The organism is Mesorhizobium sp. M9A.F.Ca.ET.002.03.1.2 (assembly GCF_003952365.1).
In the GTDB taxonomy this organism is placed as follows: Bacteria; Pseudomonadota; Alphaproteobacteria; order Rhizobiales; family Rhizobiaceae; genus Mesorhizobium.
Genome location: NZ_CP034443.1, coordinates 5,445,487 through 5,465,978 on the forward strand (window position 1 = coordinate 5,445,487; position 20,492 = coordinate 5,465,978).

20 protein-coding genes and 1 pseudogene are annotated in these 20,492 nt (G+C 62.4%); 5 read left to right on the forward strand and 16 right to left on the reverse strand.

Going from position 1 to position 20,492, the window contains the following annotated elements:
* Positions 1 to 100 precede the first annotated feature (100 nt).
* Positions 101 to 1,006 carry a hypothetical protein gene (locus tag EJ066_RS26425; protein ID WP_126042882.1) on the reverse strand — a complete coding sequence of 302 codons (906 nt, stop codon included), beginning with the start codon at positions 1,004 to 1,006 and terminating at the stop codon, positions 101 to 103.
* 281 nt (positions 1,007 to 1,287) lie between these two features.
* On the opposite strand from EJ066_RS26425, the gene EJ066_RS26430 reads away from it, so the two are divergent.
* Complete coding sequence (locus EJ066_RS26430) at positions 1,288 to 3,090, forward strand: NAD(P)/FAD-dependent oxidoreductase (protein WP_126042883.1); 1,803 nt, start codon at positions 1,288 to 1,290, stop codon at positions 3,088 to 3,090.
* A 35-nt stretch (positions 3,091 to 3,125) separates the two neighbouring features.
* On the opposite strand, the gene EJ066_RS26435 is transcribed toward EJ066_RS26430, so the two are convergent.
* Both EJ066_RS26435 and EJ066_RS26440 read right to left on the reverse strand, forming a co-directional pair.
* Positions 3,126 to 3,425, reverse strand: coding sequence for a hypothetical protein (locus EJ066_RS26435; protein ID WP_126042884.1), 300 nt, complete (start codon positions 3,423 to 3,425; stop codon positions 3,126 to 3,128).
* A 4-nt stretch (positions 3,426 to 3,429) separates the two neighbouring features.
* Positions 3,430 to 3,995, reverse strand: a pseudogene (locus tag EJ066_RS26440) (XRE family transcriptional regulator).
* 154 nt (positions 3,996 to 4,149) lie between these two features.
* Between EJ066_RS26440 and EJ066_RS26445 the strand changes: the two are divergent.
* Positions 4,150 to 5,979, forward strand: a complete 1,830-nt coding sequence (locus tag EJ066_RS26445; RefSeq protein ID WP_126044052.1) for an ATP-binding protein — start codon at positions 4,150 to 4,152, stop codon at positions 5,977 to 5,979.
* 216 nt (positions 5,980 to 6,195) lie between these two features.
* On the opposite strand, the gene EJ066_RS26450 is transcribed toward EJ066_RS26445, so the two are convergent.
* Positions 6,196 to 6,987: a GGDEF domain-containing protein gene (locus tag EJ066_RS26450; RefSeq protein ID WP_126042885.1), complete on the reverse strand. Its 792-nt coding sequence runs from the start codon at positions 6,985 to 6,987 to the stop codon at positions 6,196 to 6,198.
* Positions 6,988 to 7,076: 89 nt separating this feature from the next.
* The gene (miaA, locus tag EJ066_RS26455) at positions 7,077 to 8,078 is read right to left on the reverse strand and encodes a tRNA (adenosine(37)-N6)-dimethylallyltransferase MiaA (protein WP_189644563.1); all 1,002 of its coding nucleotides are present in this window, start codon (positions 8,076 to 8,078) and stop codon (positions 7,077 to 7,079) included.
* A gap of 64 nt (positions 8,079 to 8,142) precedes the next feature.
* Between miaA and serB the strand changes: the two genes are divergently transcribed.
* Positions 8,143 to 8,964 (forward strand): phosphoserine phosphatase SerB, encoded by an 822-nt coding sequence (serB, locus tag EJ066_RS26460; RefSeq protein WP_348629266.1) that lies wholly within the window; start codon positions 8,143 to 8,145, stop codon positions 8,962 to 8,964.
* Positions 8,961 to 9,533 carry a GNAT family N-acetyltransferase gene (locus EJ066_RS26465; protein ID WP_126042887.1) on the forward strand — a complete coding sequence of 191 codons (573 nt, stop codon included), beginning with the start codon at positions 8,961 to 8,963 and terminating at the stop codon, positions 9,531 to 9,533. Before serB ends, EJ066_RS26465 begins: the two co-directional genes overlap by 4 nt.
* Positions 9,534 to 9,577: 44 nt before the next feature.
* On the opposite strand, the gene EJ066_RS26470 is transcribed toward EJ066_RS26465, so the two are convergent.
* From EJ066_RS26470 to EJ066_RS26495, 6 genes are all read right to left on the reverse strand, one after another.
* On the reverse strand, positions 9,578 to 11,092 hold the full coding sequence (locus EJ066_RS26470; RefSeq protein WP_126042888.1) for a DegQ family serine endoprotease: 1,515 nt from the start codon (positions 11,090 to 11,092) through the stop codon (positions 9,578 to 9,580).
* 147 nt (positions 11,093 to 11,239) lie between these two features.
* Entirely contained in the window at positions 11,240 to 11,428 is a 189-nt protein-coding gene (locus tag EJ066_RS26475) for a DUF2065 family protein (RefSeq protein ID WP_126042889.1), read from the reverse strand.
* A gap of 6 nt (positions 11,429 to 11,434) precedes the next feature.
* Positions 11,435 to 12,388 (reverse strand): protease modulator HflC, encoded by a 954-nt coding sequence (locus EJ066_RS26480; RefSeq protein ID WP_126042890.1) that lies wholly within the window; start codon positions 12,386 to 12,388, stop codon positions 11,435 to 11,437.
* Positions 12,388 to 13,491, reverse strand: a complete 1,104-nt coding sequence (hflK, locus tag EJ066_RS26485) for an FtsH protease activity modulator HflK (protein ID WP_126042891.1) — start codon at positions 13,489 to 13,491, stop codon at positions 12,388 to 12,390. The genes EJ066_RS26480 and hflK overlap by 1 nt, the downstream gene beginning before the upstream one ends.
* Before the next feature lie 152 nt (positions 13,492 to 13,643).
* Positions 13,644 to 14,162 (reverse strand): dihydrofolate reductase, encoded by a 519-nt coding sequence (locus EJ066_RS26490; RefSeq protein WP_126042892.1) that lies wholly within the window; start codon positions 14,160 to 14,162, stop codon positions 13,644 to 13,646.
* Positions 14,162 to 15,187: a DUF4424 domain-containing protein gene (locus EJ066_RS26495; RefSeq protein WP_126042893.1), complete on the reverse strand. Its 1,026-nt coding sequence runs from the start codon at positions 15,185 to 15,187 to the stop codon at positions 14,162 to 14,164. Before EJ066_RS26495 ends, EJ066_RS26490 begins: the two co-directional genes overlap by 1 nt.
* Positions 15,188 to 15,341: 154 nt before the next feature.
* On the opposite strand from EJ066_RS26495, the gene cobF reads away from it, so the two are divergent.
* The gene (cobF, locus tag EJ066_RS26500) at positions 15,342 to 16,106 is read left to right on the forward strand and encodes a precorrin-6A synthase (deacetylating) (RefSeq protein WP_126042894.1); all 765 of its coding nucleotides are present in this window, start codon (positions 15,342 to 15,344) and stop codon (positions 16,104 to 16,106) included.
* Positions 16,107 to 16,268: 162 nt separating this feature from the next.
* On the opposite strand, the gene EJ066_RS26505 is transcribed toward cobF, so the two are convergent.
* From EJ066_RS26505 to EJ066_RS26525, 5 genes are all read right to left on the reverse strand, one after another.
* On the reverse strand, positions 16,269 to 16,610 hold the full coding sequence (locus tag EJ066_RS26505; protein WP_126042895.1) for a winged helix-turn-helix domain-containing protein: 342 nt from the start codon (positions 16,608 to 16,610) through the stop codon (positions 16,269 to 16,271).
* Between the two features lie 90 nt (positions 16,611 to 16,700).
* Positions 16,701 to 17,813: a molybdenum ABC transporter ATP-binding protein gene (modC, locus tag EJ066_RS26510; protein WP_126042896.1), complete on the reverse strand. Its 1,113-nt coding sequence runs from the start codon at positions 17,811 to 17,813 to the stop codon at positions 16,701 to 16,703.
* Positions 17,810 to 18,514, reverse strand: coding sequence for a molybdate ABC transporter permease subunit (modB, locus tag EJ066_RS26515; protein ID WP_126042897.1), 705 nt, complete (start codon positions 18,512 to 18,514; stop codon positions 17,810 to 17,812). Before modB ends, modC begins: the two co-directional genes overlap by 4 nt.
* 16 nt (positions 18,515 to 18,530) lie before the next feature.
* Positions 18,531 to 19,325 carry a molybdate ABC transporter substrate-binding protein gene (gene modA / locus EJ066_RS26520; RefSeq protein WP_126044054.1) on the reverse strand — a complete coding sequence of 265 codons (795 nt, stop codon included), beginning with the start codon at positions 19,323 to 19,325 and terminating at the stop codon, positions 18,531 to 18,533.
* Between the two features lie 287 nt (positions 19,326 to 19,612).
* Positions 19,613 to 20,407 (reverse strand): thymidylate synthase, encoded by a 795-nt coding sequence (locus EJ066_RS26525; protein ID WP_126042898.1) that lies wholly within the window; start codon positions 20,405 to 20,407, stop codon positions 19,613 to 19,615.
* Between the last annotated feature and the right edge of the window lie 85 nt (positions 20,408 to 20,492).

Sequence of the window (20,492 nt, forward strand, 5' to 3'; positions counted from 1 at the left end):
TGCTGAGCCCTCCCCCTGCCACAGGATAGAATATTGCGACGTAAATACAAAGAGGGCGTCTAAACGGCTCGAAGCGGCAGTCGAGCGACCTCGCTGCCCACTACTTCAAGCCGGAGTACTGAAGCGCAGCTTCGGTGGCCACTTTTGTCAGTACGTCAGAACCGATCTTCCACGCGCCGCTTGCCGCTTTAGGTGTATTCTTCTTGAGCCACGCCAGCGCCTTTTTCCCGAGAGGCTTCTCCACACTCTCCGGTTTTTCGTCCACGATAATCTCAGCGAATTCCTTGGCTGCATCCTTGGGCAACCCTGCATCCACGAGTGCGCCCACCATCGAATCCCAATCACCAGCGGTGATGGACAAATTGACTTGAGCGGCGTGCACGTGGGTGACATTCCCGTAAACAGTCTGGTTGTAGATTTGGGTCACCGCGGCCTCGCCCTCGGGTTTCAGAGAAACTGGGTTGTCCAATGTAACCTCGACTGCCTGCGGCACTCGCTTTTCAAGTTCGATCGTGAGTTCTAAAATGCGGCTACGCACCGACTGCACGATCTCTCTCATAGCGACCGACGAAAGTGTTCCGGTGACACCATTACAAGCCCAGTCTTCGTAAACCTTGCCCTGCAGCAAAAGAATCAGATTGGAAGCATCGATGCTGAGAATTCCATCTTTTGTTCTTGCCAGCTCCTCTACGCTCGCAATGCTTTCGCGCACCTTGCGATGCGTCCAAACTTTGCTCGCGTGTTTCTCTATGAGATAGGATGGGATCGGGGCGTTCTGGATGCCTGACCCGAAAGGCCCCGACCACGTCCCCCTGTAAGTCACGCTGATGACCCGGTAATCTGGAACATCAGCGTCGGACGGATACCCCTCGGTCTCGTACTTGACCCAATCCTCTAGCGGTTCGCTGCCCAACCTAGAGGCCAGCAACCGAACCTTGAGCAATATTCTGCTGAGTTCGGCATCGTCGCTCAGCACTGCTTTCTGAATCTCGCGAAGTAAACTCATGACCGCCCCACACCCCTGTGGTTTTCATGGACTCGACCATTCACCCGTCTGCCGTCCGTTTCAAGATTCCCCAATATCTCTTTCCCCTGAAAACCACAGGTGGTTGGGTATTTCTGTAGGAAGCGTATACGATCTTCGATCGTGCCGATAAGCCATTGAAAACGCGCCAAACTATTTGAGGACGTGACGCGGCGCGGCTTTTGCCGCGATACTCCGATCGACGGGCTGGGAGGGCTCGGCAAAGCCACAATGACGACCAGGACTTCACGGGAGGAAATTTGATGCTCGACAAGGCTCCAGCCAAGAAACTGTCCGACCTGCTCGACCAATTCGGCGCAGCGCTTACCGCCGGCGACATTGACAGAGCGGTCGGGTGCTTTCAGGAAGACTGCTACTGGCGCGACCTGGTGACCTTCACCTGGAACATCAAGACCATGGAAGATCGCGACCAGGTGCGCGACATGCTGGTGAGCCAGTTGGCGAAGACAAAACCTTCGAATTGGGCGATCGCCAAGGGCGAGGACGCCAGCGAAAGCGGCGAGCTGCTGGAGGGCTGGATCAGTTTCGAAACAGAGGTGGCGCGCGGCTTCGGCCATATCAGGCTGAAGAACGGCAAGATCTGGACGCTGCTCACCACCATGGTCGAGCTCAAGGGGCATGAGGAACCCGCCGGCTTCGCCCGCCCGTTAGGCGCCAAGCATGGCCATGGAAAAAACCGGCCGACCTGGAAGGAGGAGCGCGAGAGGGAGGCAGCCGAACTCGGCTTTGTCCGTCAGCCCCACACGCTCATCATCGGCGGCGGCCAGGGCGGTATCGCGCTCGGTGCCCGGCTGAGGCAGCTCGGCGTGCCGACCATCATCGTCGAGAAGAACGAGCGTGCCGGCGATTCATGGCGCAAGCGTTACAAGTCGCTCTGCCTGCACGACCCGGTCTGGTACGATCATCTGCCTTATATCGACTTCCCCAGGAACTGGCCGGTCTTCTCGCCCAAGGACAAGATCGGCGACTGGCTGGAAATTTACACCAAGGTCATGGAGTTGAATTACTGGTCCTCCACCGAGGCCAAGAGCGCCACCTATGACGACGAGAAAAAGGAATGGACGGTCGTCGTCCATCGCGACGGCAAGGACATCACGCTGAAGCCGAAGCAATTGGTGCTGGCGACCGGTATGTCGGGTCGGCCTAACCTTCCGAAGTTCAAGGGCATGGAGAATTTCAAGGGCGATCAGCACCATTCCTCGAAACACCCCGGCCCGGACAAGTATGTTGGCAAGAAGGTCGTCGTTATCGGCTCGAACAATTCCGCGCACGACATCTGCGCCGCGCTCTGGGAAGCCGGCGTCGACGTCACCATGGTACAGCGATCGACCACACACATCGTCAAATCCGACACGCTGATGGATGTCGGGCTCGGAGCGCTCTATTCGGAACAGGCGGTGCAGAACGGCATGACCACCGCCAAGGCCGATCTCATCTTCGCCTCCCTGCCCTACAAGATCCTGCACGAATTCCAGATCCCGCTCTACCAAGAGATGAAGAAGCGCGATGCGGCATTCTACGAGGGACTGGAAAGGGCCGGCTTCATGCTCGACTGGGGTGACGACGGCTCCGGCCTGTTCATGAAGTATCTCAGGCGCGGCTCCGGCTACTATATCGATATCGGCGCCTCACAGCTCATCATCGACGGCGCCATCAAGCTGAAGAGCGGCGTCGACGTGGAGGAGATCAAGGAACATTCGGTCCTGCTCAGCGACGGCACCGAGCTGCCGGCCGATGTCGTCGTCTATGCCACCGGCTACGGTTCGATGAACGGCTGGGCGGCGGAACTGATCTCGCAAGAGGTCGCCGACAAGGTCGGGAAATGCTGGGGCCTCGGCTCGAACACCACCAAGGACCCCGGCCCCTGGGAGGGCGAACAGCGCAACATGTGGAAGCCGACCCAGCAGGAGGCGCTCTGGTTCCATGGCGGCAATCTCCACCAGTCACGCCACTATTCGCAGTTCCTGTCGCTGCAGTTGAAGGCACGGCACGAAGGCATCGCCACGCCGGTCTACGGGCTGCAGCAGGTCCATCACAAGGGATAGGACGCGACGCCTAGCTTGGTTTGTGGCTGATATCTTTATCTGGAGCGGCGGCGCTTACGGGCCGCCTTGATCTCGGTGATGCGCTCGTCATCCTCTTCCTGCAGATGACGTCCCCGCTCCAAGAGTTCGAGCGTGTATTCCTCATAGGTCAGGCCCAGCCGCTCGGCCTTGTCCAGCCGCATCAGCATGACGTCACGGCTTGGCGCCTTCCAGGCCTTGGCATGGGCGGCCTGCCAGGCAAGGAAGATATAGGCGTCGCCCTCGCCCCATGGCGGGCCATCATAGTCGTCGAGAGGCGGGCCGCCATTGTCGGTGCGTTTCGGGCGGCGCGCCATCGCCTCAGCCTCTGGCCAGTGCGACCAGGTAGTCGGCGGCGTCCGGTCCAGGAGCGTGGAAGGCGCAATCCGACGGCGCGCCGAGCGCCAGGCAGTCGCCGGGTTCAAGACTGTGCACGATATCACCCTCGGTGAATTCCAGCCGTCCGGAAATCAGCCAAATCTGCTGTCTGATGAAGGCATAGGATGCTGCCGGAAAACTTACCTTGGCTCCCGCCGGCAACTGCACCCTGATCAGCTCGAGCGGCATGTCGGAGACCGGCGAAAGATGCCGCCTGATATAACCCGTGGCGGGATCGCGCCAGACCGGCTGATCGCTTTCGCGAAGCAGCCCACCGCCTTGCAGCTCGGCCCGTGCGATAAGGGTGGAAAGCGTCATGCCGAAGGCCGCCGCGATGCGCACGAGAAGCGCCGCGGTCGGGCTCGTCCTGCCGCGCTCTATGTGCTGAGCATGGCTTTCGACACCCCGGAGCGGTCCGCGAGCTCCGCCAGCGACCAGCCCCTCAAGGCTCTTTCGGAGCGTATTCTCCTGCCAATGGTCGAGGAGATATTGTTCGTTATATCATTCATTAATCCAGTATATTGAACTCACGGAGTCGAGCAAGGGGCTGTTTCGAGTCAATTTTCGCGAATGACTTAACCACCCCTACACCATCCGACCTCACCCCACCTTAACCCCGTCGATGTAAGGTCGATCGCCTGGGAATGGGAAACAGCCTTGGCCATGTTCATCGACCGCGAAGCCTCCGTCGGAGAGCCGACATCGCAGGAGCGCCGCAAGGCCGAGCAGAGCGACAAGCGCATCCTGGGCAATGTCGTGCAGTGCGACGGCGCGCGCGCGACCATCAGCGCCTTTGCCGACGATGTCGAAGGCACGGTCACCGGCCTTTGGACCGTCGGCAAGATGATCTCCATCAATCTTGGCAACACGCGAACCGTCGGCCTGGTCTACGAGATCGGCAAGTCGGATCGCGCCTGGAGCGATGAGGGCCAGAACCCGATCGAAGTCAGCATCGAGCTCATCGGCGAGGTGCGCGACGGCGCAGAGCCCGGCGCCAAGCCGATCTTCGATCGCGGCATCACCACCTATCCGCATATCGGCGCCATCGCCCACCGCATCCGCAGCCGCGACCTGCAAGCGGTCTATGATCTCGCCGGACGTCATTCGATCACCATCGGCACGCTTTCACAGGACGAGTCGATCGATGCCAACATCGCCATCGACGACACGCTGGCGCGCCATTTCGCCATTGTCGGCACCACCGGCGTCGGCAAATCCACCGCCGTCTCGCTGCTTTTGCGCAAGTCGATCGCCGCTCGACCCGACCTGCGCGTTCTCATCCTCGATCCGCACAACGAGTTCGCCGCGTCCCTGCCCGAACACTGCGTCAAGGTCGATTCGACGACGCTTGACCTGCCCTTCTGGATGTTCAGGCTCGAGGAATTTGCCGAAGTGCTGTTTCGTGGACGCGAGACGGTGCCGGAAGAGGTCGATGCCTTGCGCGATCTCATTCCCGCTGCCAAGAACCTGTATCGCAACCCGAATTCGGCTACCTATCTCAGGCGCGGCACCGATGCGCTGACCGCGGACACGCCGGTGCCCTATCGCGTCGCCGATCTCATCAAGCAGATCGACGAGCGCATGGGATTGCTGGAAAGCAAGAACGACCGCCCCACCCTCAAATCGCTGAAGACGCGCATCGAGTCGGCGGCCTCGGATCCGCGCTATCGCTTCATGTTCAACTCGCGGCTGATCGAGGACACCATCCATGAGACGATCGGCAATATTTTCCGCGTGCCGCACCACGGACGCCCGGTGACCTGCTTCGAGATGGCCGGCATGCCGTCGGAAGTGGTCAATTCCGTCTGCTCGGTGCTGGCGCGCCTGGCCTTCGACCTGGCGCTGTGGAGCGAAGGCCGGCTGCGGCTGCTTTTGCTGTGCGAGGAAGCGCACCGCTATATGCCGGCCGATCCGCGCCTTGGTTTCGCGCCAACCCGGCACGCACTGTCGCGCATCGCCAAGGAAGGCCGAAAATATGGCTGCTATCTCGGCGTCGTCACCCAGCGCCCTGGCGAACTCGATCCCACCATCCTGTCGCAGTGCTCGACCTTCTTCGCCATGCGGCTTGCCAATGAGCAGGACCAGGCGATCATCCGCTCGGCGATCGCCGATTCCTCGGCCTCGACGCTGGCATTCCTGTCTTCGATGGGTCAGCGCGAAGCCATCGCCTTCGGTGAAGGCGTGGCGACGACCATGCGGCTGAAGTTCGAAAAGCTGTCCGAGGACCTGGTTCCTGGCACGGCCAAGCGCAAGGACGCCTTGCCGTCCGAAACCGGCAACGATGTCGACCTGGCGGCGATCGTCGAGAGGCTGCGCAACGTGCCGAAACCGCAGCAGGCGATGGCTTTCGCCGAAGTCGTGGATTCGAGCAGGCAGGCCGGCGATCCCGACTATCGTAAGCCGCCCGTCGCGCGCGTCCAGCCGGACGACGACTTCGACATGCGCTACGGCCTGAAGCCGGCGACCTTCGGCCTGCGCCCGCAAAACGATTGAGCCGGGCTGCCTCCAGTCGCCAAGCTCATCGAGCTTCCAGCGTCGCAGACTTTTCATCCCGTGAAGCCCTGGGTAAATCCCGTCAGGGAATTCGTCAGGCTGAGTCGAATGGTGCTGTCTTCGAGAACCGGAGCGGAGCGGACATCAAGTCCGTGAGCACCGGAAGCGCAGAAGGCAGCGGCAGGCGGCCAGCCTCACGAATTCAATGATGGGATTTCAGGCACAGACGCGATTGCGGCCTTGCCTCTTGGCCTCATAGAGCTGGCGGTCGGCGCGGCGATAGAACTCTTCGGCCGTTTCCTTGCGGTCCCAGACCGCAAGACCGACGCTGGTGGTGATCTTCAGGCGAACATTGCCTGACAGTATCGACATGTTGGCGATCGCCTTGCGGATGCGCTCGGCGAACTTGGACAGAAGTTCGGCATCCATGTTGGGCGTGACCACGGCGAACTCCTCGCCACCCAGGCGCGCCACCACGTCGTGATAGCGCGTCATGTCCTTGAGACAGTTGGCGACCGCCCGCAACACCTCGTCGCCGACATCATGTCCGTGGGTGTCGTTGACCTGCTTGAAATGGTCGAGATCAAGAATCATCAGCCCGACCGGCTTTTCGATGCGACGGAATTCCTCGAGATACTCCTTCAGCGCATCGTCGAAATAGCGCCGGTTCTGCATGCCGGTCAGGCTGTCGGTCAGCGCCGCATGCTCAAGCGTTTCCGAACGGGCGCTGAGCGAAACCGTCATGGCGCGGAGCTTGCCTTCTTCCGTCGCCTGCTTGCGGATCAGCGGGTAGATGAAGAAAATGCCAAAGAACAGCGCGGTTGCCAGAAGCACGCCGGTCGCGAACAGCAACTTGTTGAGGTAGGAGATCTGCTCGACCCGGTCCGGAGCGCTGACTCCGCTGGCGAAGGCCTGCAGAAGCCCATAGGCGTGAAGCGTCACCAGGCCGGCGGCCAGGATCACGAAGATGAAGACGAAAAAGGCTGATTCCGCCTTGTGAAAACGCATCTGCCCCCGGTTGGAAAATTCCCATAGGCCTTATGCCATGGACGGCCTTACGGACAGTTAACCTGGACAACTCCAGCGGGAATCTCGCCTCAGATCAACTTCCAGGTTGCACTGGAAAGAATATCCAAGATCGTGGATTCCGCACGATCTCCGGGGCGCAATCGCAGCCACTCCGGACCCAATTGATGCCTGAACCAGGTCGCCTGCCGCTTGGCATATTGTCGCGTCGCGATCTTGGCGCGCTCGATCGCTTCGGGAAAACCCAGTTCCCCGGCCATTGCGGCCTGGAGTTCGCGAACGCCGATCGCTTTCATCGCCGGCAAATCGGGATCGAGCCCAAGATCGGTCAACCGCCTGACCTCGTCGAGAGCGCCCTTGTCCAGCATGCGGTCGAACCGCGCCTCGATCCGCTCCACCAACGCCGCCCGGTCCGGTTCGATCACGAAGAAGTGCGTGCTGGCCCTGTCGATCAGCGGCCGGCCGCGCGTCGCCTGCCATTCCAGGATGGAACGGCCTGACGCGTCCAGCACCTCCAGCGCCCGCACGATGCGCTGGCCGTCAGTCGGCTTCAGCATCATGCCGGCCGCGGAATCCTCGCGCAGCAGGATGCGGTGCAGCTTGGCCGCGCCCTGCTCCTGGAGTTCATAACGCCAGCGGTCACGGATCGACCGCGGAATGTCGGGCATTTCCGAAATGCCCTCCGCAAGTGCCCGGAAATAAAGCCCGGTGCCGCCAACGAAAATCACAGGCCGTTCGAAGAACGTGCCCTCGTCGATGAGCTTCATCACGTCGCGCAGCCAGGCGCCGGTGGAATAGGCGGTGGAGGGATGGACATGCCCGTAGAGATAATGCGGGGCGCGAGCGAGTTCGGCAGCAGTCGGCCGCGCCGTCAGCACGTCGAGCACCGAATAACCTTGCATGGAATCGGTGTTGACGATGACGCCGCCCTTGCGTTCGGCGAGATCGAGCGCAAGGGCCGACTTGCCGCTGGCAGTCGGCCCGGCTATCAGGATCGCGTTCTTCAAGCGGCCCTCGCCCGCCTGTTCGCCGGAATTTTCGATGCCCCCGCTTACTACGCCCTTGATCGCCACGCCCTTAATCGCCACGCTTGTGTCCCATCCCGCCGGCCGTGCATTGTCGCCAGCGCTTGCGAATATGGCGTCACGGTCGGTCGGCGCAAGCACTGTTCGCTGGCTGGCCGAAGGCATCGCCTGCGAATTCGTTTTGCCCGAGGCGGCCGAAGCCGCTGAAACGACCGCCAGCCTGCGCGCCGTGCTCGCTGCCGAACCGGTCGACGTGATCGTTCAGCAGGCCGAGGGAAGGCGAAAGAAAATCCTCATCGCCGATATGGACTCGACGATGATCGATCAAGAGTGCATCGACGAGCTTGCCGACGAGATCGGGGTCAAGGATTACGTCGCCGCCATCACGGCGCGATCGATGAATGGCGAGATCGCTTTCGAGCCGGCCTTGCGCGAGCGGGTGGAGCTGCTGAAAGGCCTCGACGCTGCCGTGGTCGATCGCATCATCGCCAATCGTTTGACGCTGGCCTCCGGTGGCCGCGCGCTTGTCCAGACCATGCGGACCAACGGCGCATGGACTGCGCTCGTGTCGGGTGGCTTCAACGTCTTCACCTCACGCATCGCCGCCATGCTCGGCTTTCAGGAGAACCGCGCCAACCGCCTGATCGAGCAGGACGGCCGCTTCACCGGGCTGGTGGCCGAGCCGATCCTGGGGCGCGCCGCCAAGGCCGATGCGCTGCTCGAGATTTCGGCGCGCCTCGGGCTGGCGACCGCTGACGCCATCGCTGTCGGCGACGGCGCCAACGACCTCGACATGATCCGCCTTGCCGGCACCGGTGTGGCACTTCATGCCAAGCCGGCCGTGGCGGCTGAGGCAAAATTCCGCATCGACCACGGCGACCTGACCGCGCTTCTCTATCTGCAGGGCTACCGTCGGGAGGAGTTTGTGGAGTGAAACCGATCCGCACCGAGCGCCTGATCCTGCGCAACTGGGAGGATCGCGACCGCGAGCTCTTCCACCGGATCAATTTCGACGAACGCGTCATGGAGTTTTTTCCATTTCGCCGCGACCGCGCCCAGGCCGACGCCAAGATGGATGAGTTGCGCGCCATCATCGACCGTGACGGGTTCGGCTTCGCAGCCGCCGAAATCACCGCCACCGGCCAATGCATCGGTTTCGTCGGCATAACGCCAACCGATTATTTGCCTTTCTTGCCGGCCGGCACCGTCGAGATCGGCTGGCGGCTGGCGCCTGATTTCTGGGGCCGTGGCTATGTCACCGAGGCAGCCGAAGCGTGGCTCACCTATGGCTTCGAAACGCTTGGCCTCGATGAGATCGTGTCCTTCGCCGTCGAGGATAATCACCGGTCCACCGCCGTCATGGAGCGCCTGGGCATGATCGCTGACCCGGCCAGCGATTTCGATCACCCCAGCATTCCGGACAGCCACGCCGGGCTCAAGCGGCATGTGTTCTACAGGCTCTCGCGCAGGGAATGGCAGGCAAGAAAAAAGGCAGCTCGCTAGCCGCCTTTTTTCTTAAAATCAAAGAGTTGGAGACTTTACCGGACTCAATCCATCCGGATCGTCACAAACCGCAATTCGCCGGTCTTCGACGCCAGCATCAGCAACGCGTTCTTGCGTCCCTGCTCCTTCAACGCGCCAATCCGGTCCATGACATCCTTGGGCGTGGCGACCGATTCCTGCGCGATCTCGGTGATCACCTCGCCGGCCTGGATGCCGCGTTCGGCAGCGGCTGAATCCTTGGCGACTTCGGTGATGACGACGCCGGAGACTTCGGCGGCGATGCCGAATTTCGTCCGCGTCTCGTCGTTGAGCTCGCCAACGGTCATGCCAAGCACGGAAGCCGTCGAAACGGCAGGCGCCTCGTCGCCATTGTCCTGGTCGGCGTTGCCGTTCTCGCCGCTGGCGAGCTTTTCGCCATCCTCGAGCCGGCCGAGCGTCACCTTCACGGTCTGCTCGACACCCTTGCGCACGATGACCACGTCGACGGCCTTGCCGACCGTGCTTTCCGCGACGACGCGCGGCAGGTCGCGCATTTCATTGACGTCCCTGCCGTCGAACTTGATGATGACGTCGCCTGCCAGGATGGTGCCGTTGTCGACGGGACCGCCCTTGATGATGCCGGCGACCAGCGCGCCCTTGGCAGTGGCCATGCCGAGGCTTTCGGCAATGTCGTCCGTCACCGGCTGGATGCGCACGCCGAGCCAGCCGCGCCGCGTCTCGCCGAACTGGCGGAGCTGGTCGACGACGCCCAGCGCGAGCTGCGAGGGAATGGAAAAGCCGATGCCGATCGAGCCGCCGGACGGCGATATGATCGCGGTGTTGATGCCGATCACCTCGCCGTCGCTGTTGAACAGCGGTCCGCCGGAATTGCCGCGGTTGATCGCGGCATCGGTCTGGATGAAATCGTCATAGGGTCCGGAATTGATGTCGCGGTTGCGGGCCGAGACGATGCCGACCGTCACGGTGCCGCCGAGGCCGAAGGGATTGCCGATCGCCATCACCCAGTCACCGACACGCATCTTGCTGGAATCGCCGAATTTCACCGCCGTCAGTTTGTGCCCTTTCGGATCGACCTTCAGCACCGCCACGTCGGTCTTGGTATCGGTACCGACCAGCGTCGCCTTCAGCGTCACACCGTCGGAGAAATTCACCTCGATGTCGTCGGCATCGGCGATCACGTGGTTATTCGTCACCACGATGCCCTCCTCGGCGTCGACCACGAAGCCGGAGCCCAGCGACTGCACCTTTTGCGAGGGATTGCCCTGGTCGCCGGGACGGTTCTTGAAGAAATCGTCGAAGAAATCCTGAAAGGGCGAGCCCTCTGGAAGCTGCGGCATCGGCACCGCGCCAGGCCCCTCGGTGCCCTTCACTCTCTGCGAGGTCGAGATGTTGACCACTGCGCCCAGCAGGCCCTGCGCGAGATCGGCGACCGATTCCGGGCCATCCGCAGCTGCCGTCGGCGACACCAGCGACGGGACGGTAAAGGCGGCGATGAGAAGTGCCGCGGCACCCACGGTGACCGTCCGCCTCGCCGCGCGCAAAAAGCTGTTGGATGTCATCGAGAAGCCTCCCGGTGTGTCTGAAAAGAAAAGCGCTCGCCGAAAACGCTGCGTCGAGTCATGTTGGCAAGAAATACGGCACGTTTGCGGCTATGGCTATCGGCATAGGATAAATCCTGCGTTATCCCGAATCACAGCCCAACCACGTCATCCACCGCGCACCAACCAGACAACGCCGACGCCAACGGCGATTGCGACCAGCCCGGCGATCCTCAGCGCATTCTCCGGCATCGACAGGACTTCGCCGGCAAGTTTCTTGGCGAGGCCGGGAAAGCCGCCATAGACCAGGCCCTCCACGACGAGGACCAGACCTATTGCCGCCAAAAAATCCTGCACGGGCCGCTACTGGCCGGTGCCTGGCTGCGCTGCCGGTGCAGCAGGTGCTGCCGGCGGCTCTGTCGGCGCTGTCGGCGTATCTCCGCCTGCCGGATTGCTGAAGAAACGGAAGAATTCCGAATTCGGCGACAGCACCATCGTCGTACCGGTATTGTCCAGCGCCGTGCCGTAGGCGTTCATCGACCGGTAAAAGCCGAAGAAGGCTGGATCGCGCTGGTAGGCGTCCGCGAAGGTGGCGCTGCGTTGAGCTTCGCCTTCACCGCGCAGGATTTCAGACTCCCTCCGCGCCTCGGCGACGATCTCCACCACTTCGCGGTCGGCGCGAGCCCTGATGCGCTGCGCAGCCTCGTTGCCGCGCGCCCTCAGCCGCTCGGCTTCGGCCAGACGTTCAGCCTTCATGCGGTCGTATGTCTGTTGCGAGACTTCCGCCGTCAAATCGGTCCGGCGAATGCGGACATCCTCGATCTGCAGGCCGAGCGACGTGGCGTCGGGCCTCAGCTGATCGCGCACTTCACGCATCATCACGGCGCGCTCTTCCGAGAGCGCCGCCTCGAAGTCGCGCAGACCGTAAACACGGCGCAAGGCGGCGTCGAGACGCGTCCTCAACCGCGCCTCGGCCAGCTCGATCTGGCCGGACACCGCGGAGCGGAACACGCGCGGATCCGAGATCCGGTAGGCGATGAAGGCGTCGACCTCGTAGAACTTGCCGCCCGACACCTGGACGCGGATGTTGTCGAGGTCGAAGCGCAGCACCCTGTTCTCGATCAACTGCACGCTGTCGGCATCGAAGAAGGCGAACGGCGCCTTGAAATAGATGCCCGGCTGGCTCTTGACGTCGACGATCTCGCCGAACCTCAGCACCAGCGCCTGCTGGCGCGCATTGACAACGAAGACCGACGAATAGAGCAGGAACAGGACGACCGCGGCGATGACGGCGATGACGGGAAGACGGTTGGCCATCACTGGTTTCCTCCGAGCACCGGCGCCGGCGCCTTCTGCTGCAATGCCGGCAGCGGCAGATAGGGGATGACCCCCTGCCCGCTGCCTTGCTCGACAATGACTTTGCTGGAATCCCTCAGAACCCTCTCCATCGTTTCCAGATAAAGCCGCTGGCGCGTCACGTCAGGCGCCTTGGCGTATTCGTCGTAGACCGAGATGAAGCGCTGCGCCTCACCTTCGGCCTCCTGCACGACCCGGTTCTTGTAGCCGGCCGCCTCCTCGCGAATCTGTGCGGCTTCGCCGCGCGCCTGGCCGAGCTTCTGGTTGGAATACTGGTTGGCCTGCTCGACGAATTTGTCCTCGTCCTGTTCGGCGCGCTGCACCTCGTCGAAGGCGTCGGCCACTTCGCGCGGCGGTGCGGCATCCTCGATCGAGATCGCGTTGACGTTCAGGCCGGCATGGTAACCGTCCAGCGTCGCCTGGATGATTTCGCGCACGGACGCAGCAATGCCCTCGCGATCGTCGCGGAAGATATCCTGCGCCGGCCGTCGGCCAACCGCTTCGCGCATGGCACTTTCGGCGACCTGCCGCAGCATGCCGTCGGGATCGGACACGTCGAACAGATAGGCCCTCGGATCGGAGACCTGATAGGCCACCGAGAACTGGACGTTGACGATGTTCTGGTCGCCTGAAAGCATCAGGCCGGAACCGTTGCCGGTGGCCGTGCCGCCGCCGATGTTGACGAGCTGTTCGGCGATATTGGCCGTCTCGACCGTTTCGATGGGCCACCAATGGAAATGCAGGCCAGGCTGCGAGAGCTCCGCCTTCGGCACGCCGAATCTGAGTTCCACCGCAACCTCGTCGGGCTGCACGGTATAGACCGCCTTGAACGCCCACAGCACGACAAGCGCTGCCGCGATCAGCCCGAACACAGCGGGGCTGGCGCCACCGCCGCCCGGCAAAGCACGCCGCAACCTGTCCTGGCCCCGCCGGATGATGTCTTCGAGATCGGGGGGCGAGCCCTGCGGGCCGCTGGGTCCCCTTGGCCCCTGCCCCCAGGGACCCTGATTGCCGCCGCCACCCCATGGGCCGCCGCCTCCGCCACTCTTGTCGTTCCAGGGCATGAATGTCCTTTCGCTTGGAATTCCCTCAAGCGCCGCTTTAACGGCGCAGAATCCAATGTTGTTCTTCTATAGGGATGCGAGGGCGCGCTTTCAACGTGATCGGCAGCCGACATCATCCGTTTTTGGGCCGGTCGCGACCCCTTTACCATCTCTCAATGCACGCCGCCGCGTCGCTCGTAAACCGAATAGCGTGTCGCATGGCTATCCTTCTCGCCGGCCGGAACCTCTTGCGAGCGGACCATGCGCCACAAATCCGGGTCGATCGGCGGGAAATGCGCGTCGCCGTCGACCGGGCCAAGGATATGGGTGACGTGCAAACGGTCGGCCAGCGGCAGCGCCTGAGTATAGATCTCGCCGCCGCCGATGACGCAGATTTCGTCGGCGCCGGCCATACAGCGCCCGCGCACCTTCGCCAGCCTGATCGCCTCGTCAAGCGAATGCACGATCTCGACGCCCTCGGCGCGCCAGGCCTTGTCGCGGGTCACCACGATGTTGAGCCTCCCCGGCAGAGGTCGGCCGATACCATCATAGGTCTTGCGGCCCATGATGATAGGTTTGCCCATCGTGTCGGCCTTGAAGCGCTTGAGGTCGCTGGAAAGCCGCCACGGCAACCCGCCATCGCGCCCGATCACGCCGTTTTCGGCGATGGCGACATAGATCGCGACGTCCATCAGCCGCCGCTCCCGCCGTCGCTGCCACCACTGTCGGTCGGCTGCAGCAGCAATATGTCGATGTCGCGCTCGGGGTAGAAGTCATCGGCCGTCATCTCGAACGTCGTCGGCCCGATCTTCCTGACGTTGTCGCCACAGAACGAGACCAGGCTCTTGGGATTGCCCTTGTCGACGGTCAGCTTGAACTTGCCGATATTGCCCGATGCCCAGTTGCCGCCGGTGGTCAGGACATAGGCGATGCGGTTTTCGAAATATTTCGGAGTGCCGTCGGCATTGTTCTTCGCCGCCTTGCGGACCGCATTCTCGAACGTGTTGTCCATGCAATAACGGGTCTTGTAAGCGGCATATTGGCCCTGGAATTGGCCGTCAGAGAAGAAAGTGACCGAGGACGTGCCGCCGACACTCGGCTTGTAGCGATGGGCGACGCGGACAGCCTTGTTGGCGGGAAAGGTCGAGCGCCACCAGTAGGTCGAGCGCAATTGCCAGAACGGCGCATAGACGGTCTTCACGCCCGAACCGTCGTCAGCGGTGTCCTCGATGATGATGCCGCGGTCGACCCAGTCGTCGGCAACCGCTTGCGGCAGCTTTGCCAGCGCCGCCTTGGCCGCGTCACCGAACGGGTAGAATGGTACGTTTTGCGCCTTCAAATCGCCGCTGATGTCGATGCCGAGCGCGAACGCCTTCTGTTCGAGCTGCGGCTTTGCCGCCACCCCGTCGACCGTCACGTCAAAGCCGAGGAAATTGTCGCTCTGACCCTCGGGGATCGCCAGCATTCCGTACGGATCGCCTTCGATGTCGGGCATCGGAAAGGCCACGATCGCATCGACATCCTTGTCGGTGTTGTTGCGGAAGACATAGTCGACCGTCACCTTTTCCGGCGAGATGGTGAGATCCTCGCTCTCCATGGCGACGGCATCGCTGCGTGACAGGATCAGCCCGCCGGTCCCCAATTCGGCGATCGAATCATTGGCGAATACCGGCGTGGCCAAGAGCGCCAGCGCTGCGGTCAGGAGATAACGGAACATGGACGCTTCCTCGGCACAGAATGTCCTGTGACCCTAGCCGTTTCGATGTGGCGTTTCAAAGCCCTTCCGCGCGCCGCTGACGCTTGCCCACATGCCGTGCCACCGTGCCAGGCCTGTCTGGACACCGGCGTTGCGATCGGGCAGGAGTTCGCCCATGCGCAAGCTTCTCGTCATCGGCATCGGCGCCGGCAATCCTGATCACATGACCGTGCAGGCCATCGACGGCTTGAACCGCGCCGACGTGCTGTTCATTCCCGACAAGGGCGCGAAGAAGAACGACCTGGCCGAATTGCGCCGCCATATCTGCGACCGCTTCGTCACCAACCCGAACTCGCGCCGCGTCGAATTCGACGTGCCGGTGCGGGCCGAGCCGGCGCCCTCCTATCGCTCGACCGTCGATGACTGGCACGAGGCGATCGCCGCGATCTATGAAGGCCTGATCCGCGACGAGCTTTCGCAAGATGGCTGCGGCGCCTTCCTGATCTGGGGCGATCCCTCACTCTACGACAGCGCGCTGCGCATCCTCGAACGTGTGCGCATGAGGGGCAATGTCGACTTCGAGCTGGAGGTCATCCCCGGCATTACCGCTGTCCAGGCGCTTGCCGCCGGCCACAAGATGGCATTGAACCGCATCGGCGATGCCATTGCGATCACCACCGGCCGCCGGCTCACCGAGGAAGGTTTGCCCGACAATGCCGGCAGCACCGTCGTCATGCTGGACGGCAAATGCGCATTCAACACGCTGGACGACAAGGACCTCGTCATCCACTGGGGCGCCTATCTCGGCACGCCCGACGAGATCCTCATTTCCGGCCGCCTTGGTGACGTCGGCGACGAGATCGTCAAGACACGCGAGGAGGCCCGGCGGAAAAAGGGCTGGATCATGGATACCTATCTGCTGCGCAAACTAGGGCAGTAAGGCAGTAGGGCAATAGGGCAATAGGGCAATAGGGCAATAGGGCAATAGGGACGCGCGCAATTCTTTCGCTCGATTTTGCAACAACACGCCCCAGACACCTACTGCCCTACTGCCTTACTGCCTTACTGCCTTACTGCCTTACTGCCTTACGGCCTTACTGCCCTACCCTGCGTCGATTTCCGCCTGTAATGCCTCCATATGCGTCGCCGCAGCGGAAGCCGCGGCCCGTTCGATGGCGCGAAAGCGGCTGACCACCGCAAGCCCCACCGAGGTCAACTGAGCGCCGCCGCCCTTTCTCCCGCCGGTCTGCGCCGCGACCAGCGGCTTGCCGAACACCCGGTTCATGTCCTCGACCAGATCCCAGGCATGTTTGTAGGACATTTCCATGCCGCGCGCCGCGGCCGAGATCGACCCGAAGGCGGCGATCTGCTCCAGAAGCTCGATCTTGCCCGGCCCGATGCGCCCCTCGGGATCGAGGTTTATCCGCAAGCTCAGCGACGGCATTTTGCTCCTCCGCAGTCACGCCACGTCAATACTAGAAGCTCTCCGGCGATACCGCTATTCCAAAACAATATAGCGACAGTCATCCGCCGGTCATCCATCCGCCTCGGCAGGCAGGCCGGCGCTCGTGTTCGCTCGGTCGAAGCTCACCGTCTTGACCACGGCATAGACGTTTCGACCGAGCCTGAGTTCCAGCGTCTGTCGTGACTGCTCGGTGATCCGGGCAAGCACGATTGCGCCATTGCAGTCTACGCCGATCTCCACCGTAGGTCCCTCGCCCGGCTCTATCGCCACGATCGTGCCCGGCAAGATGTTGAGCGCGCTGAGGCCCGTCGGCTGTTCGATGGCGATCATCACATCGCGGGCGCGGATGCGGAGGCGGACCGACGCACCGGCCGGCGTTGCCAGAAGCGGCACGCGGATCTCACCCGCCGCCGAGCCAAGCACGGTCATGCCAAAGACTTCGTCATGGCGCAGCACCGCGGTATCCAACACCGCGCCGCCTTCGCTGCGCTCTTCCGCCGGCAACAGGTCGAGCCGCTGCATGATCGCCCCTGTCGGGCCGCTGGCGGCGACCTTGCCTTGCGCCAGCACAACGACGTCGCTTGCCAGCCGCGCCACCTCCGAGATCGAATGACTGACATAGACGATCGGGATTTTCGTCTCGTCGCGCAGCCGCTCGATATAGGGCAGAATTTCGGCCTTGCGGGCCTCGTCGAGTGAGGCCAGCGGCTCGTCCATCAGCAACAGCCTTGGACTGGCGAGCAGCGCCCGGCCGATCGCCACGCGCTGTTTCTCGCCGCCGGAAAGCTTTGCCGGCCGCCGATCGAGCAAAGGACCGATGCCGAGCAGATCGACCACGGCACCCATGCCCGCATATCGTTCCGCCGTCGGCGTGAACCAGCGACCGTAGCGCAGATTGCTGGCCACGCTCATGTGCGGAAACAGCCGCGCGTCCTGGAACACCAGGCCGATGCGGCGCTTGTGCATTGGCACGAACAGGCCGGCATCCGTATCGACCAGCACGCGGCCGTCCGCCTCGATCCGCCCCTTGTCGGGCCGGATCAGTCCGGCAATCATGTTGATCAGCGTCGTCTTGCCGGAGCCCGAGGGCCCGAACAGCGCGGTCAGCCGTCCGGCGCTCTCGAAGCGGGCGTCGGCCCCGAAATCGCCGAGCCGATGGCTGATATCGACTACCACCGTCATTCGATGTCCATCCGCTTCCCAACGCGACGCGCCAGCACTTCCGACGCGACAAGTGCCGCCATCGAGATGACGATCGAGATCAGCGTCAGCCTGAGCGCGCCGGTATCGCCGCCCGGCACCTGCGTGAACGTGTAGATCGCCGACGGCAGCGTCTGCGTCTCGTTGGGGATGTTGGAAACGAAGGTGATCGTCGCGCCGAATTCGCCCATCGCCTTGGCGAACGAAAGAATGGCACCGGCGATCAGACCAGGCAGGATCAGCGGCAGCGTGATCGTCCCGAACACCCACAGCGGATTGGCGCCAAGCGTCCCGGCTGCCGCCTCGATTCTGCGGTCGACCGCCTCGATCGACAGCCGGATCGCACGCACCATCAAGGGAAAACCCATGATGCCGCAAGCCAATGCGGCACCCGTCCAGCGAAAAGAGAAGACAATGCCGAAATGCTCGGCTAGGAAGGCGCCGGCCGGGCCGCGCCTGCCGAAGGAGAGCAGCAGCAGATAGCCGGTGACCACCGGTGGCAGGATCAGCGGCAGATGCACCAGCCCGTTGAGCAGCGTCTTGCCCCAGAATTGTCCGCGGGCGAGAATAAGCGCGATCAAGATGCCCGGCGGCAAGCTGGCGATCATCGCCACTGTCGCCACCTTGATCGACAGCCGGACCGCATTCCATTCGTCGGGAGTGAGGTCCAGCAGCCAGCTCATGCTTTGGTTTAGTGCCTCAGTTGCTTGGTGTCAGGACGGTAAAACCCTGCTCCTTGAAGAGCGCGCCGGCCTTGGCGGACTGCAGGCATTTCACGAAGGCCGGCGTATCCTTGTCCTTCGAGTCGGCCGTCTGGGCAACCGGGTAGACGATCGGCGGGTGCGAATCCTCGGGGAAGGTGCCAATCACCCGGACGCCGGGCTCGGCATGCGCGTCGGTGGCATAGACGATGCCGAGGGCCGCTTCACCTGTCGAGACCAGCTTGAGCGCCGCACGCACATTCTCGGCCTGTGCCACCTTGTCTTCCACCGAGGACCAGACGCCGAGCGCTTCAAGTGCCGCCTTGCCATATTTGCCGGCCGGCACCGCCTTGGAATCGCCCATGGCAAGCCTGCCCTCGCCGATCAGCCCGGCAAGATCAAAACCCTTTTCGATCCTGGCTTCGACCGTCGAATCCTTCGGCGCCACCAGCACGATTTCGTTGCCGAGCAATTTCACTTCGGTATCCGACTTGGTCAGCTTCTTGTCGGACAGATATTTCATCCAGTCGAGATCGGCCGAGATGAAGACATCGGCCGGCGCGCCGCCCTCGATCTGCTTGGCCAATGCGGAGCTTGCCGCGTAGGAAATGGTCGCCGCCTCGCCGACGTCGACCTCGCAGGCGGCGTTCACGGCGTCCAGGGCGTTCTTCATGCTTGCCGCGGCGAAGACGATCAGTCTGTCACCCGCGTGGGCAGCCGGCATCGCGGCCATCAACATCGTCACGAGGCCGCCAATGGCGGCCGTCGTCAATCCGAAACCCTTGCGCGTCACCATGAAACTCTCCTGGGCTTGAAAATCCGATCGGCGCAAGCCTGCCAATCGATATATCCGCATGAATATAACAAGGGAAGGCTTTTTGCCAGACTTAGGCCGTGCAATGGCCCAGCCAATGGCATTGCGTGTCGCTGCCACCGCTCGCGATCGATTGAGATGGATACAGCGCAACGTTGCGGACCGATGCCGTAGGTCAAAGTATCGGATATCGTGGCCGGCATCGACGAGCTGACGGCAGCCGAGCGATTTCGAGACTGGGTAGGTAGAAGCCCGATGTTTGCGGCTCACACCGCGATCGGCGCCTTGATCGTCGCATCGGCGAGATAGTTTTCCAGCCGGAAATCCTCGAAGCGGAAGGCAAAGAGGTCCTTCACCTGCGGATTGATCCATAGCGTCGGCAGCGCCTTGGGCGTGCGCCGCAACTGTTCGCGTGCCTGCTCGAAATGGTTCGCGTAAAGATGCGCGTCACCCAGCGTATGGACGAAATCGCCAGGTTTCAGCCCCGTCACCTGCGCCACCATCAGGGTGAGCAGCGCATAGGAAGCGATGTTGAACGGCACGCCGAGAAAGATATCGCCGGAACGCTGGTAGAGCTGGCAAGAGAGCCTGCCTTCCGAGACATAGAACTGGAACAGGCAATGACAGGGCGGCAGCGCCATGGCTTCCACCTCGGCCGGATTCCATGCCGAAACGATCAGCCGTCGAGAATTAGGATTCTTGCGTATCTCCTTCAGAAGATTCGCAATCTGGTCGATGGCGCCGCCATGGCCGTCAGGCCATGAGCGCCATTGTTTGCCATAAACCGGGCCGAGGTCGCCATTCTCGTCGGCCCATTCGTCCCAGATCGAGACGCCGTGGTCGTTGAGGTATTTGATGTTGGTGTCGCCGGCCAGGAACCACAGAAGTTCATGCACGATCGACTTCAGGTGAAGCTTCTTGGTGGTGGTGACCGGAAAGCCCCGCGCAAGGTCGAAGCGCATCTGGTACCCGAACACCGAGCGCGTTCCGGTGCCGGTGCGGTCGCCGCGATCGGCGCCGTTTTCCAGCACGTGCTTCAAGAGGTCGAGATACTGGCGCATCGGCTTCGGCTCGATTCGGGTTGCTGGCCATCATAACCGACTGGCTGCCGGCCGAACATACCAAAGCGCGGAATGTTCCAACAAG

What these genes read in the sequence shown, in the direction of transcription:
- EJ066_RS26425 (WP_126042882.1), bottom strand. Translation starts at nt 1,006, where the DNA reads ATGAGTTTACTTCGCGAGATTCAGAAAGCAGTGCTGAGCGACGATGCC.
- EJ066_RS26430 (WP_126042883.1), top strand. Translation starts at nt 1,288, where the DNA reads ATGCTCGACAAGGCTCCAGCCAAGAAACTGTCCGACCTGCTCGACCAA.
- EJ066_RS26435 (WP_126042884.1), bottom strand. Translation starts at nt 3,425, where the DNA reads ATGGCGCGCCGCCCGAAACGCACCGACAATGGCGGCCCGCCTCTCGAC.
- EJ066_RS26445 (WP_126044052.1), top strand. Translation starts at nt 4,150, where the DNA reads ATGTTCATCGACCGCGAAGCCTCCGTCGGAGAGCCGACATCGCAGGAG.
- EJ066_RS26450 (WP_126042885.1), bottom strand. Translation starts at nt 6,987, where the DNA reads ATGCGTTTTCACAAGGCGGAATCAGCCTTTTTCGTCTTCATCTTCGTG.
- serB (WP_348629266.1), top strand. Translation starts at nt 8,143, where the DNA reads ATGGCGTCACGGTCGGTCGGCGCAAGCACTGTTCGCTGGCTGGCCGAA.
- EJ066_RS26470 (WP_126042888.1), bottom strand. Translation starts at nt 11,092, where the DNA reads ATGACATCCAACAGCTTTTTGCGCGCGGCGAGGCGGACGGTCACCGTG.
- EJ066_RS26480 (WP_126042890.1), bottom strand. Translation starts at nt 12,388, where the DNA reads ATGGCCAACCGTCTTCCCGTCATCGCCGTCATCGCCGCGGTCGTCCTG.
- hflK (WP_126042891.1), bottom strand. Translation starts at nt 13,491, where the DNA reads ATGCCCTGGAACGACAAGAGTGGCGGAGGCGGCGGCCCATGGGGTGGC.
- EJ066_RS26490 (WP_126042892.1), bottom strand. Translation starts at nt 14,162, where the DNA reads ATGGACGTCGCGATCTATGTCGCCATCGCCGAAAACGGCGTGATCGGG.
- EJ066_RS26495 (WP_126042893.1), bottom strand. Translation starts at nt 15,187, where the DNA reads ATGTTCCGTTATCTCCTGACCGCAGCGCTGGCGCTCTTGGCCACGCCG.
- cobF (WP_126042894.1), top strand. Translation starts at nt 15,342, where the DNA reads ATGCGCAAGCTTCTCGTCATCGGCATCGGCGCCGGCAATCCTGATCAC.
- EJ066_RS26505 (WP_126042895.1), bottom strand. Translation starts at nt 16,610, where the DNA reads ATGCCGTCGCTGAGCTTGCGGATAAACCTCGATCCCGAGGGGCGCATC.
- modC (WP_126042896.1), bottom strand. Translation starts at nt 17,813, where the DNA reads ATGACGGTGGTAGTCGATATCAGCCATCGGCTCGGCGATTTCGGGGCC.
- modB (WP_126042897.1), bottom strand. Translation starts at nt 18,514, where the DNA reads ATGAGCTGGCTGCTGGACCTCACTCCCGACGAATGGAATGCGGTCCGG.
- EJ066_RS26525 (WP_126042898.1), bottom strand. Translation starts at nt 20,407, where the DNA reads ATGCGCCAGTATCTCGACCTCTTGAAGCACGTGCTGGAAAACGGCGCC.